Annotated in this window: 10 protein-coding genes; all 10 read left to right on the top strand. The window is 71.4% G+C overall.

The window, feature by feature from the left end:
* Positions 1–330 precede the first annotated feature (330 nt).
* The 10 genes from rplU to ACH4ZX_RS33430 all read left to right on the top strand — a co-directional run bounded on the left by rplU (position 331) and on the right by ACH4ZX_RS33430 (position 12,979).
* A complete protein-coding gene (rplU, locus tag ACH4ZX_RS33475; protein WP_004931419.1) occupies positions 331–651 on the top strand; it encodes a 50S ribosomal protein L21 in 321 nt (106 codons plus the stop codon).
* Positions 652–665: 14 nt separating this feature from the next.
* Positions 666–920, top strand: coding sequence for a 50S ribosomal protein L27 (gene rpmA, locus ACH4ZX_RS33470; protein WP_324785643.1), 255 nt, complete (start codon positions 666–668; stop codon positions 918–920).
* 164 nt (positions 921–1,084) lie between these two features.
* On the top strand, positions 1,085–2,521 hold the full coding sequence (obgE, locus tag ACH4ZX_RS33465) for a GTPase ObgE (protein WP_398281134.1): 1,437 nt from the start codon (positions 1,085–1,087) through the stop codon (positions 2,519–2,521).
* A gap of 152 nt (positions 2,522–2,673) precedes the next feature.
* A complete protein-coding gene (locus ACH4ZX_RS33460) occupies positions 2,674–4,152 on the top strand; it encodes an FG-GAP repeat protein (RefSeq protein ID WP_398281131.1) in 1,479 nt (492 codons plus the stop codon).
* Positions 4,153–4,184: 32 nt separating this feature from the next.
* Positions 4,185–5,687 (top strand): FG-GAP-like repeat-containing protein, encoded by a 1,503-nt coding sequence (locus ACH4ZX_RS33455; protein ID WP_398281128.1) that lies wholly within the window; start codon positions 4,185–4,187, stop codon positions 5,685–5,687.
* 252 nt (positions 5,688–5,939) lie between these two features.
* On the top strand, positions 5,940–7,490 hold the full coding sequence (locus ACH4ZX_RS33450) for an alkaline phosphatase D family protein (RefSeq protein WP_398281125.1): 1,551 nt from the start codon (positions 5,940–5,942) through the stop codon (positions 7,488–7,490).
* 23 nt (positions 7,491–7,513) lie between these two features.
* The gene (locus ACH4ZX_RS33445; protein WP_398281122.1) at positions 7,514–7,786 is read left to right on the top strand and encodes a pentapeptide repeat-containing protein; all 273 of its coding nucleotides are present in this window, start codon (positions 7,514–7,516) and stop codon (positions 7,784–7,786) included.
* Positions 7,787–7,788: 2 nt separating this feature from the next.
* Positions 7,789–8,979: a hypothetical protein gene (locus ACH4ZX_RS33440; RefSeq protein WP_398281119.1), complete on the top strand. Its 1,191-nt coding sequence runs from the start codon at positions 7,789–7,791 to the stop codon at positions 8,977–8,979.
* Between the two features lie 210 nt (positions 8,980–9,189).
* Positions 9,190–10,686: a D-ribitol-5-phosphate cytidylyltransferase gene (locus ACH4ZX_RS33435; RefSeq protein WP_398281116.1), complete on the top strand. Its 1,497-nt coding sequence runs from the start codon at positions 9,190–9,192 to the stop codon at positions 10,684–10,686.
* Positions 10,687–10,840: 154 nt separating this feature from the next.
* Positions 10,841–12,979 carry a hypothetical protein gene (locus ACH4ZX_RS33430; protein WP_398281113.1) on the top strand — a complete coding sequence of 713 codons (2,139 nt, stop codon included), beginning with the start codon at positions 10,841–10,843 and terminating at the stop codon, positions 12,977–12,979.
* Positions 12,980–13,013: the final 34 nt, after the last annotated feature.

Raw genomic sequence — 13,013 nt, 5'->3', positions numbered from 1 at the left:
CCCGCACCCCCGCCGGCCATCCCCCCCACGCGGCCCGCCGCCATGCGCCGGGCCAACCCCACGGCGGGCCCGGCCCCCCCCCCCCGGGGGGCCCCGGGGGGGGGGGGGGCGGGGCGGGGGCCCCCCCCCCACCCCGGCGGGGCCCGGCCCGGTTTGACCCCTTCGGCCGGAGCCCCGTAACCTTGACCGTCGGCGTGTCCCGTGGACATGGGCGCGCCACATCCCCGTAAACCTCTTCCTCCGGAGCACCGGGTGCTGCGGAGAGGCTGCCCGTGTGCCGGGCGGCTGGACTGCGGGGGTGCCGTTCCCGAGCGAGAGAGTGAGATCCGCGTGTACGCCATCGTGCGCAGCGGTGGTCGCCAGCACAAGGTTGCTGTCGGCGACATCGTTGAGGTTGACAAGATTTCCACCGCCAAGGTTGGCGACACGGTCGAGCTCTCGACCCTGCTCGTTGTCGACGGCGACGCTGTGACCAGCGACCCGTGGGTGCTGGCCGGCATCAAGGTCCAGGCCGAGGTCGTGGACCACCACAAGGGCCAGAAGATCGACATTCTGCGCTACAAGAACAAGACCGGCTACCGCCGTCGTCAGGGCCACCGCCAGCAGTACACGGCGATCAAGGTCACTGAGATCCCCGCGGCTGCGAAGTAAGGGACTGAGGAGAGATGGCACACAAGAAGGGCGCATCGTCCACCCGTAACGGTCGTGACTCCAACGCTCAGCGCCTCGGCGTGAAGCGCTTCGGCGGTCAGGTCGTCAACGCGGGCGAGATCCTGGTCCGTCAGCGCGGCACGCACTTCCACCCGGGCTCCGGCGTCGGCCGTGGCGGCGACGACACGCTGTTCGCGCTGCAGGCGGGTGCGGTCGAGTTCGGCACCTACCGTGGCCGCAAGGTCGTGAACATCGTTCCGGTCGCCTGAGTCGTCTGACTTCCGTCTGACTTCACGGCTTCGACCGAACATTTCGCGAGGCGGACCTCACTTCCCGGTCGGGAAGGCGGGTCCGCCTTTCGCGTGTTAGGCAGTAGACAAGCAGGAACGCGCGTCAGGGACGCGCGTACGGAAAGTGCTGGAGGCACCCCACCATGACCACCTTCGTGGACCGCGTCGAGCTGCACGTCGCCGCGGGTAACGGAGGTCACGGCTGTGCCTCCGTCCACCGTGAGAAGTTCAAGCCGCTCGGCGGCCCGGACGGCGGCAACGGCGGCCGGGGCGGCGACGTGATCCTCACCGTCGACCAGTCCGTGACCACCCTCCTCGACTACCACCACTCGCCCCACCGCAAGGCCACCAACGGCAAGCCCGGCGAGGGCGGCAACCGGTCCGGCAAGGACGGCCAGGACCTCGTCCTGCCGGTGCCGGACGGCACCGTCGTCCTCGACAAGGCGGGCAACGTCCTCGCCGACCTCGTCGGGCACGGCACGTCCTACGTCGCCGCGCAGGGCGGCCGCGGCGGGCTCGGCAACGCGGCGCTGGCGTCGGCGCGGCGCAAGGCGCCCGGTTTCGCGCTGCTCGGCGAGCCGGGGGACCTGCGGGACATCGTGCTGGAGCTGAAGACGGTCGCCGACGTGGCGCTCGTCGGCTACCCGAGCGCGGGCAAGTCCTCGCTGATCTCGGTGCTGAGCGCGGCCAAGCCGAAGATCGCCGACTACCCGTTCACCACGCTGGTGCCCAACCTCGGTGTGGTGACGGCGGGTTCGACCGTGTACACCATCGCGGACGTGCCCGGACTGATCCCGGGCGCCAGCCAGGGCAAGGGACTGGGGCTGGAGTTCCTGCGGCACGTGGAGCGGTGCAGCGTGCTCGTGCACGTGCTGGACACCGCGACGCTGGAGTCCGACCGCGACCCCGTCTCCGACCTGGACGTCATCGAGGCGGAGCTGCGCGAGTACGGCGGCCTCGGCCACCGGCCGCGGGTCGTCGTCCTCAACAAGATCGACGTGCCGGACGGCAAGGACCTCGCCGAGATGGTGCGGCCGGACCTGGAGGCCCGCGGGTACCGGGTCTTCGAGGTGTCCGCCGTCGCCCACCTCGGGCTGAAGGAACTGTCCTTCGCGCTGGCCGAGTCGGTGGCCAAGGCGCGGGCCGCGCTGCCGAAGGAGGAGGCGACGCGGATCGTCATCCGGCCGAAGGCCGTGGACGACGCCGGCTTCACGGTGACGCGGGAGGACGACGGCCTGTTCCGGGTGCGCGGCGAGAAGCCCGAACGCTGGGTGCGGCAGACCGACTTCAACAACGACGAGGCCGTGGGCTACCTCGCCGACCGGCTCAACCGGCTCGGCGTGGAGGACGAGTTGATGAAGGCCGGCGCCCGCGCCGGGGACGGCGTCGCCATCGGGCCCGAGGAGAACGCGGTCGTCTTCGACTGGGAGCCGTCCGTGACGGCCGGGGCGGAGATGCTGGGCCGCCGGGGCGAGGACCACCGCTTCGAGGCGCCCCGGCCCGCGGCACAGCGGCGCCGGGACCGGCAGGCGGAACGGGACGAGTCGTTCGGCGAGTTCGAGGGCTTCGAGCCGTTCTGATCGAGGGCGCGCCGGCGTTCACCCGCGGCCCGCGGGTGAACGCCGGGCGAATCCGTGACGCATTCCGGGGCAACTTCCGCCGGATCCGGTGAGTCGTAGTGGGCGGTCAACAGCTTTTCAGCTCATCCGCCCTCCAGCCCAACGGAGTCGACGTGCCCGAGTCTGTCGTCGTGCCCCAGTCCATCGCCGTACCCACCGCCCGGCGTGCCACCGCCCGCCGTGCCGTGGCGATCGCGGTCGCCCTGCTCGCCACGAGCGCCGTCACCGCCGCCGTACCGGCCGCCCACGCCCAGCCCGCGCCGACGCGCGAGGCGCGGCAGGACTTCAACGGCGACGGCTACGCCGACCTCGCCGTGGCCGCCCCCTACGCCACCGTCGGCGGCAAGACCAAGGCCGGTTACGTCGCCGTGCTGTACGGCAGCCCGAAGGGCCTGCTCGCCGCCTCCCGGAAGGTCTACACGCAGGCGTCGCCCGGCATCCCCGGCACGCCCGAGAAGAACGACATGTTCGGCTTCCGGATGAGCGCGGCCGACCTCGACGGCGACGGCTTCACCGACCTGCTGGTCGAGTCGGCCGACGAGCGCTGGCAGCAGGACGGCATCGAGCGGGCGGCGTCCCGGACCATACTGTGGGGCAGCCGCGCCGGGTTCGTCTCCGGCAAGGTGCTGCCCGCCGAGGGCACCGGTCTCAACCAGGCCCCGCTCACCGTCGCCGGCGACTTCAACGGCGACGGGCACCAGGACCTGGCCCGCAGCGGCCGCGTGATGTGGGGCCCGTTCGGCCGCGACGGCGTCCCCGCGGCCGTGCAGGAAGGGCAGACCTTCACCGACAACGACGAGCCGATGAAGATCGTGGTCACGGTGGCGGTCGGCGACACGGACGGCGACGGCGCCGACGACATCGTCACGGTGGCCCGCGCGTCCGACGGCTGGGACGACGAGGGCACCTACGGCAACTACGTCTACTACGCGCGCGGCGGCCGCGACGGACTGGGCGTCCCCGTCCACCTGACGAAGCTGGACGGCCCGAAGGCCGACAGCGTCGCGCTCGGCGACCTGACCGGCGACGGCCGGGCCGACCTCGTCGTCGACGGCCGGAACGCCGTCCGCGTCGTGCGCGCCGGCAAGCAGGGCCTCGCCGACACCGCGCCCCGCGTGATCACCCAGGACACGCCCGGGGTGCCGGGCGTGAAGGAGTTCGGGGACGGGTTCGGGGAGGACGTCTCGGTCGGGGACGTGAACGGCGACGGGTACGGCGACATCCTGGCGGGCGTTCCGTACGAGAGCTTCGGCGGGCGGAAGAACGCCGGCGCCTTCGTCGTCATCCCCGGCGGGCCGACCGGGCCGACCGGGGCCGGGACCAAGGCGTTCGACCAGAACAGCGCGGACGTGCCCGGCGTGGCCGAGACCGACGACCACTTCGGCGCCGCCGTCCACCTCATCGACGCGAACGGCGACGGCAGGACCGAGCCGGTCGTCAGCGCGCCCTGGGAGGACTCCCGCGCCGGTGCCGTCTGGGTGTTCCGTGCGACCTCCGCCGGCGCCACGGCCAAGGGCTCCTTCGTCTTCGGGGCGGGCACGCTGGGCACCACCGCGTCCGGCGCCCAGCTCGGCACCGCGTTCTCCGACTGACCCCGCTCACGACCCCAGGACACGTGTTCCCCATGACCTCACGTTCCCGCCGCCCACGCACCCGCCGTGGGCGGCTGGCGCTCGCCGTCGGCGCCGGTCTCGCGCTCGCCGTCGGCGTCCTCGCCGCCCCCGCCGTCCAGGCGGCGACCACCACCGGCCCCAGCGGCAAGCGCCTGCACGACGACTTCAACGGCGACGGCTACCCCGACCTGGCGATCGGCGCGCCCGGAACCGCGCTGGGCTCCCTGCCGAAGGCGGGCGCGATCACGGTGCTGTACGGCTCGGCGAGCGGGCTGTCCCCCTCCCGCAGGCAGGTGCTGAGCTGGGCGGCCCGGGAGAACGCGGAGTCGCCCGAGACCGGGTACGGCTCCGGGCTGCGCACCGCCGACCTCGACGAGGACGGTTACGCCGACCTGCTCTCGGTCGTGTCCTGGACCCCGATGGACGGCGACCACGGCACCTTCATCGAGGTCAACTGGGGCGGCCCCAAGGGGCTGTCGGCCCGGCCGACGGTGCTGTCCGGGCTGCCGGACGCCATGGCGATGCGGGACTTCACGGTCGCCGACGTGGACGGCGACCACCACCCCGACCTGGTGCGCCTCGGCATCCATCCGGACACCGCGCAGGCGGACGGCGCCGTGGTGCACGGACCGTTCACCCGGGACAAGCCCGGTACCCGGACGACGTACTTCACCGTCGACCCCGGCCACTCCCTGCAGGGCCGGTCCCTCGCGGCGGGTGACGTGAACGGCGACGGCATCGCCGACCTCGCCGTGCGCACCAGCAGCCCCGACGAGCCCGACTCGCGCGGGATCGCCCTGCTCACGGGCGGCCCCGACGGCCTCACCGTCACGGCCTTCCCCAAGGACGCCCAGGGCCGCCCCGTCGGCGGCGAGGAGGTCGCGATCGGCGACCTGAACAAGGACGGCTACGGCGACATCGTCGTCGGCCACTCCTTCGACGCCTACGACAGCGACGTCGAGATGCCCACCAGGGGCGGCGCCCTGGCCATCGTCTACGGCGGCCCGGACGGCGTCTCCGGCACGCGCGAGCCGGTGTGGATCAACCAGGACACCCCGGGCGTGCCGGGCGCGGGCGAGCGCGGCGACGGCATGGGATCGGGCCTGTCCATCGGCGACACCGACGGCGACGGCTACCTCGACGTGGCCACCGGCCTGCCGGGCGAGGACCTCGACGGCGTCACCGACGCGGGCCGCGTCCTCGTGCTGCGGGGCGGCGCGAACGGACTCACCGGCACCGGTGCCAGGTCGTTCAGCCAGAACACCGGCGGGGTGCCCGGCACCGCGGAGAAGGCGGACCGCTTCGGCGCGGAGACCGCCCTGGTCGACGGCAACGGCGACCGGAAGGACGGCCTGGCCGTCGGCGACCCGAACGAGAACGCCTCCGACGGCTCCGTGTGGGTCTTCTCCCCGACCTCCTCCGGCATCACCGCGCGCGGCTCGTTCTCCTTCGGCCCGGGCACCGTCCAACTGCCCCGCACCGGGGCCCAGTTCGGCAGGTCGCTGGGCGACTGACGGACGGGTCCGCCGACCGGCCCCCACACGCGTGTGGCGGGTCCGCCGACAGGCCCCCCACACGCGTGTCCCACGTGCCGTGAGACCCGTTGCGAAGGAACGACGTTCATCGTTGTTGTTCCCGTGTCGCAACGGGTCTTCTGCTGTCTGCCGATTCGTCATGCACGCGAGCTTCTGTGTTCAACGGTTGGACCGCCCCGACGCGTGAGCTTCCACGTGTCCAAGAGGCCAGCGAGGCATGGGAGTTCGCCGATGACCGGCATCAGCACACCCGACCGACGCCGCTTTCTGACCGCCGGTGCCGCCGTCCTCGGCGCCGCCGCCTCCGTCCAGCTGTGGCTGCCCGGCACCGCCCGGGCCGCCGCGGCCACCCTGCCCGACGGCGTGTTCGCCCTCGGCGTCGCCTCCGGCGACCCGCTGCCCGACGGCGTCGTGCTGTGGACCCGGCTCGCGCCCGACCCGCTCAATGGCGGCGGCATGCCCGACGACGTCGTGCCCGTCGAGTGGGAGATCGCCGAGGACGAGCGGTTCCGCAAGCCCGTGCGCCGGGGCGTCGCCCAGGCCCGGCCCGAGTACGGGCACAGCGTCCACGTCGACGTACGGGGTCTGCGCCCGGCCCGCGCGTACTGGTACCGCTTCCGCGCCGGCGGCGTGCTCTCCCCGGTCGGCCGCACCCGCACGGCCCCCCACCCGCACAGCCGGGGCGGCTCCCTGCGCGTCGCGCTGGCCTCCTGCCAGAACTGGCAGCACGGCTACTTCACGCCGTACGCCGACATGCTCGCCCAGGACCCCGACGTCGTCCTGTTCGTCGGCGACTACATCTACGAGTCGACGCCGTCGTCGACGGGCGTACGACGGCACGAGGGGACCGGGGAGCCGTACACCCTGACGCAGTACCGCAACCGTTACGCGCAGTACCGCAGCGACCCCGACCTCGCCGCGATGCACGCGAACGCCCCCTGGGTGGTCACCTTCGACGACCACGAGGTCGACAACGACTTCGCCGGCGAGATCCCGCAGGACCCCGGCAAGCAGTCGCACGACGCGTTCGTCGCCCGGCTGGCGGCGGCCTACCAGGCGTACTACGAGCACATGCCGGTCCGCGCCACCGCGATCCCGGACGGCCCGCACATCCAGATGTACCGCCGCCTGGAGTTCGGCCGCCTCGCCCGGCTCAACGTGCTGGACACCCGGCAGTTCCGCAGCGACCAGGCCACGAGCCAGGCCGGCGCCGAGGACCCGTCGGCGACCATGCTGGGCGCCGCGCAGAAGCAGTGGCTGCTGGACGGGCTGCACGGCTCACCGGCCCGCTGGAACCTGATCGCCTCGCAGATCATGATGGCCGAGACCGACCTGCAGGTCGGCGAGGGCAAGCTCTGGTACTACGACGCCTGGGACGGCTACCAGGCCGAACGCAACGCGCTGATGCGGGAGTTCGCGGACGTCCGCAACCCGGTGGTGCTCAGCGGCGACCGGCACCTGACGATGATCAGCGATCTGAAGGAGGACTTCGCCGACCCGGAATCCGACGTCGTCGGCGCCGAGTTCGTCGGCACCTCCATCTCCAGCAACGGCGACCAGGACCAGGCCGCCTTCCACGCCACGTGGGATCCGCGGATGCCGGACAACCCGCACTGGAAGCTGATCGACGCCCACCGCGGCTACCACCTCTTCGACATCCGCCAAGACGGCATCGACGCACAGGTCCGGGTGGTCGACACGGTGGTCCGCCCGCAGGCGACGCCGAGCACCCTGGCGCGGCTGCGGGTCGAGTCCGGCCGCCCCGGGGTCGTACCGGCGTGACGCCCTCGGCGTGAGAAGTCCGTGTGAGGACAGGGCCTGGGACTCATCCGCGTGCCAGGCCCTCTCTCAGCCAGGCCCTCTCTCAGCCAGGCCCTCTCTCAGCCAGACCCTCTCTCAGCCAGACCCTCTCTCAGCCAGACCCTCTCTCAGCCAGACCCTCTCTCAGCCAGGCGTCTCTCAGCCAGGTCTCTCTCAGTCAGGCCTCTCTCAGTCAGGCCTCTCTCAGTCAGGTCTCTCTCAGTCAGGTCTCAGGAAGCCTCAGCCAGGTCTCAGGAAGCGCTCTTACCATCCTCTGACCATGGAGACGGACTGTACGAGAGACGACGCCCGGGTGAACGGCATCGCCCCGCTGCCCGCCGGCACCCGGCTGCTGCACATCGGCCCGCACAAGACCGGGACCACCTCGATCCAGGGCGCGCTGTTCGCCGCCAGGGACCGGCTGCCCGCGCACGGCGTCGTGTTCCCGGCGCACACCAGGCACCCGATGGAAGCCGCGCTGGCCGCCTGCGCCCGGCCCGCCATGCTGGGCGACCCGGTGCCCACCGACCGGCACTGGCGCAAACTCCTCGAGCAGGTGAACGCGACCGGCGGGCGCACCTCCGTCGTCAGCAGCGAGTTCTTCGCCGACGCCGAGGACGACGCGACCGCCGCGCGGATCGTCGAGCAGCTCGGCGGTGACCGCGTGCACGTCCTGGTGACGCTGCGCCCGCTGGCGAAGATCATGCCCTCGCAGTGGCAGCAGTACGTGCAGAACGGCCTGCGCATGGACTACGGGAACTGGCTCGAGCACATGCTCAGGAAGGCGCCGTACGAACAGCCCAACCCCAGCTTCTGGCGGCGGCACCGGCACGACCGGCTGATCGAGCGCTGGGTGCGGGTGGCCGGTCCCGAGAGGGTCACCGTCGTCGTGGTGGACGACCGCGACAAGGGCGGGCTGCTGCGCACCTTCGAGGCGCTCCTCGGCCTCCCGGAGAATCTCCTGCAAGCGGTCCCGGACACGGCCAACCGTTCCCTTACCCTCGCCGAGACCGAAATGCTGCGGAATCTTAACAAGGAATTCCGCGGCAATGAGCTGCCGGCCGAGCTGTATTCGCGGCTCGTGCGCAACGGCGCGGTGATGCATATGAAGAACGCGTGCAGTCCGTCGCCCGAGGACGTGAAGATCACCACCCCGGTCTGGGCCCTGGAGGTCGCCGCCGCGATCGGCGCCGGGATGGCCGAGCGGATCGGCGGCACGGGCGTGCGCGTCATCGGCGACCTCGCGCTGCTGTCGGCCGTGCCGGGACCCCAGGTCCGGGAGGCGACCGGCGAGCCGCGGATCGCCCCCGAGGTGGCCGCCCAGGCACTGTACGGCGCGCTCGCCGCGGCCGCCGCGGCACCCGTGCGGCACACCGACCCGGCCAAGGCGCGTACGGTTCATCAGACGCCTTCCAAGGAACTCGTGAAGGTGCTCGGCCACCGTTGCCTCAAGCGGCTGCGGCGCCGTTGAGCCGTTCGGGCGTCACCCGGCCAAGTGAACTCCCTGTGAAGTCACTCACCGCAATTCCACCGGCGCCACGAACGGACTCGTCCGTCACCGGCGGTGCAAGATGAATGACAGATGGCGCGCACATATGCGGCGAACGGCGCTCACCTTGCACTGCGGTAACCGCAAGTGGGACCATTTCCCCGTTCCCTGTCGCCCCAAGGTAGGTCTCCTGTGTCCCAGCACATAGCCAAGCCCCGTACCACCGCAGTGATCCTGGCCGGTGGCACCGGCCAGCGCGTGGGTCTGTCGATCCCCAAGCAGCTGCTGAAGATCGCCGGCAAGGCTGTCATCGAGCACACCCTGACCACCTTCGAGAAGGCCGACTCGATCGACGACGTCATCGTGCTGATGGCGCCGGGCTACGTCCCCGACATCGAAAAAATCGTCGCCAAGGCCGGGTTCACGAAGGTCAAGAAGATCATCGAGGGCGGCTCCACGCGGAACGAGACCACCGAGCGCGCCATCGAGGCACTCGGCGAGGGCCTGGCCGAGGGCGAGGACCTCAACGTCCTGTTCCACGACGCCGTACGCCCCCTGCTGTCGCAGCGTGTGATCGACGACTGCGTCGCCGCCCTGGAGCGCTACCAGGCCGTCGACGTCGCCATCCCGTCCGCGGACACCATCATCGTGACCCGCACGCACGGCGAGGACGGCGAGTTCATCACCGAGATCCCGGACCGCTCCCGGCTGCGTCGCGGCCAGACCCCGCAGGCCTTCAAGCTGTCCACGATCCGCCGCGCCTACCAGGTCGCCGCCGGTGACCCCAACTTCCAGGCCACGGACGACTGCTCCGTCGTGCTCAAGTACCTGCCCGACGTGCCGATCCACGTCGTCGCCGGCGACGAGTACAACATGAAGGTCACTCAGCCGGTCGACGTCTTCATCGCCGACAAGCTCTTCCAGCTCGCCTCCACGGCCGCCCCCGAGCAGAACGGCGAGGAGGCCTACCGCGAGCTGCTGACCGGCAGGACGATCGTCATCTTCGGCGGCTCCTACGGCATCGGCAAGGACATCGCCGAACTCGCCGAGTCCTACGGCGCCACGGTGTACGCGCTCGGCCGTTCCACCACGGGCACGCACGTGGAGAACCCGGAGGAGGTCGACGACGCGCTGTCCAAGGCGTACGCGGAGACCGGGCGCATCGACTACGTCGTCAACACCGCGGGCGTGCTGCGCATAGGCAAGCTGGCCGAGACGGACAACGCCACCATCGAGGAGGCGCTGAAGGTCAACTACCTGGCCCCGGTGCAGATCGCCCGTTCGGCCTACAAGTACCTCGTCGAGACCAAGGGCCAGCTGCTGCTCTACACCTCCAGCAGCTACACCCGGGGCCGCGCCGAGTACAGCCTCTACTCCTCGACCAAGGCCGCGATGGTGAACCTCACCCAGGCGCTGTCCGACGAGTGGGCGGGCGAGGCCATCCGGGTCAACTGCATCAACCCCGAGCGCACCGCGACGCCGATGCGCACCAAGGCCTTCGGCCAGGAGCCCGCGGGCAGCCTGCTGTCCTCCGAGGCCGTGGCGCGCACCTCGCTCGACGTGCTGCTCTCGGAACTGACCGGGCACGTGATCGACGTCCGCCAGCAGGACCCGACGGCGGGAGCGGCGAAGGCCACCGGATTCGAGCAGGCACTGGCCTCGGTGCTGGACCGTCAGGACGGCGTGTAATAATCGGCGCAATTGGACTTCGGTAATTCAGGCCTCTGAGATTGCTCGTTAAGCGGGCGTTCACAGGGGCCTGAGTCCGTACCAGATGCATTACCCGCAAATCCTGCGCATCTTAGAACAAACCGGCACTCCCCCCTCCCAGAGCAGGTTCTCCGTGATATCCACCGCTATTCGCGTCGCCCGGGTGGGCAGTGCGGCCGAACTGGCCGCGGCGGTCCTCATGATGCTGGGCTACCCGGCACTCATGCTGGCCGCGCTCCTCCCGAGCGTCTACGCCTTCGCGGCAGCGGCCGCCGTGACGTACCTGGCGGACCACTATCTGCACCGCAAGGGCAGCTACCTCATCAACCGGCTCAGCAAGGTCCGCGCCGGCCTGTCGATCCGCTTCCTGATCCGGCAGCTGCTGCTGGTCCTGCTGCTCGCCCGGATGTCCCTGTCGGACAACCTGGTCTTCTACGGGGCGATCGCCGGCTTCATCGCCTTCTACGGACTGCAGGCCCCGCACGGCGCCCTGGTCACCCTGATCCGCAACCGCCGCCGGATGCCGGTCGCCACCCGCAACGTCGATCTGGCCTCCCGCATCCGCATCCCGGACGCCCCGCCGCGCCGCCTGCTCAACCGTTCGGCCGAGAAGATGCTCCACCTCGACCTCGCCGCCGTGGTGGGCGTGCTGGTCTCGGCGGCCATGGACTCGCCCGTGGCCGCCTTCACCGGGATCGGCGTCACCCTCGTGCTGGGCTGCGGGTACGTCCTCGCGCTGATGCCGTACGTCCGCGGCCGGAAGATCCCGCCGACCGCGGAGAAGGTGCTGGCCGCCGTCGACGACTGGCTGCGCGAGTACCAGCCCGAGACGGTGCTGTACTTCTCCGGCTCCCGTGACTCCGCCTACCAGGTCAACATGTGGCTGGAGACGATGGAGCAGCTCGACTCCCGGCCGCTGGTCATCCTGCGCGAGCGCGTCATCCTGGCGAACCTCGCGCCCACCACGGTCCCCGTCATCTGCGTGCCCGGCGGTGTGCACCTGATGAACATGGACCTGTCCACCGTGCGGGTCGCGCTGTACGCGGCGAACGTCGGCAAGAACATCCACCTGCTGCGCGTGCCCACCATGAAGCACGTCTTCATCGGCCACGGCGACAGCGACAAGCTCGCCAGCGTGAACCCCTTCAGCAAGGTGTACGACGAGGTGTGGACCGCCGGCCGCGCGGGCCGCGACCGCTACGCCATAGCGGACGTCGGCGTCCGCGACGAGGACATCGTCGAGGTCGGCCGTCCGCAGCTGGCGCCGATCCAGACCTGGCGGGGCGCTTCCGAGGACCCCCGCGGCGAAGCCGCCGACGGACGCTGCCCGACCGTGCTGTACGCGCCCACCTGGGAGGGCTGGGACGACAACCCGGGCAACACCTCGATCCTGCTGGCCGGCGAGAACATCGTGAAGAAGCTCGTCAAGGCCGACCCGCCGGTCCGCGTCCTGTACAAGCCGCACCCCTTCACCGGCACCCGCAGCGCCGACGCCAAGGCCGCCCACCAGCGCATCACCGCCCTGGTCGAGAAGGCCGCCGCCGGGCGCGCCGCCGACTCCCGCTTCACCGCCGACGCCGCCGCGCAGGACCGCGCCAAGGCCGAGCTGGCCCGCGTCGAGGCCCGGCTGGCCGAGCTGTCCGGTGCCGCCGGCGACCGGGGCGACGAGGCCGAGGCCAGCCGCGACGGCGTGGCCGACCCGCGGAAGCACGAGGAGATCGCCCGGCTGCGGGACCAGTGGAACGACGCCTACTGGCGCTCCTTCCCCGCCTGGGAGCACCGGGTCATCACGGGCGCCGAGCCGCGCCTGTACGACTGCTTCAACGTCTCCGACGCGATGGTCTCCGACATCTCCAGCGTGGTCTCCGACTTCATCGCCAGCGGCAAGCCGTACGCGGTCACGGACTCCGCCGGGCTGGGCGACGAGGAGTTCAAGCGGCAGAACACGGCCGTGCGCGCCGCGGTGATCCTGTCCAACAGCGCCGCCGAACTGGGCGAGCTGCTGGGCGCGGTCCGCGACCCGGCCGCCGACCCGCTGGCCGAGGACCGCAAGGAGCTCAAGCAGTACCTCCTCGGCCCCGACGAGCCGGCGTCCATCGCGCAGTTCAACACCGCGGTGGCCGACCTGGCGCTGAAGGCCGAGACCCGCAACCTCGGCCAGGAGACGCGGGCCGCGGCCGGCGCCGCCGGGGCCGACGAGCTGTCGGACGCGCTGTCCGCGCAGCAGCCGGTGCCGGCGAACGGCGACACGGACGGCGCGACCAGGCGCTGACCGCGCCCCGCCGGACACCAGGGGCCCGGGCCCC

Origin of the sequence: Streptomyces sp. NPDC020490, assembly GCF_044335305.1 — a bacterium.
Taxonomy (GTDB): domain Bacteria; phylum Actinomycetota; class Actinomycetes; order Streptomycetales; family Streptomycetaceae; genus Streptomyces.
This window is presented reverse-complemented; position numbering and strand designations above follow the sequence as displayed.

What these genes read in the sequence shown, in the direction of transcription:
- obgE (WP_398281134.1), top strand. Translation starts at nt 1,085, where the DNA reads ATGACCACCTTCGTGGACCGCGTCGAGCTGCACGTCGCCGCGGGTAAC.
- ACH4ZX_RS33455 (WP_398281128.1), top strand. Translation starts at nt 4,185, where the DNA reads ATGACCTCACGTTCCCGCCGCCCACGCACCCGCCGTGGGCGGCTGGCG.
- ACH4ZX_RS33440 (WP_398281119.1), top strand. Translation starts at nt 7,789, where the DNA reads ATGGAGACGGACTGTACGAGAGACGACGCCCGGGTGAACGGCATCGCC.
- rpmA (WP_324785643.1), top strand. Translation starts at nt 666, where the DNA reads ATGGCACACAAGAAGGGCGCATCGTCCACCCGTAACGGTCGTGACTCC.
- ACH4ZX_RS33450 (WP_398281125.1), top strand. Translation starts at nt 5,940, where the DNA reads ATGACCGGCATCAGCACACCCGACCGACGCCGCTTTCTGACCGCCGGT.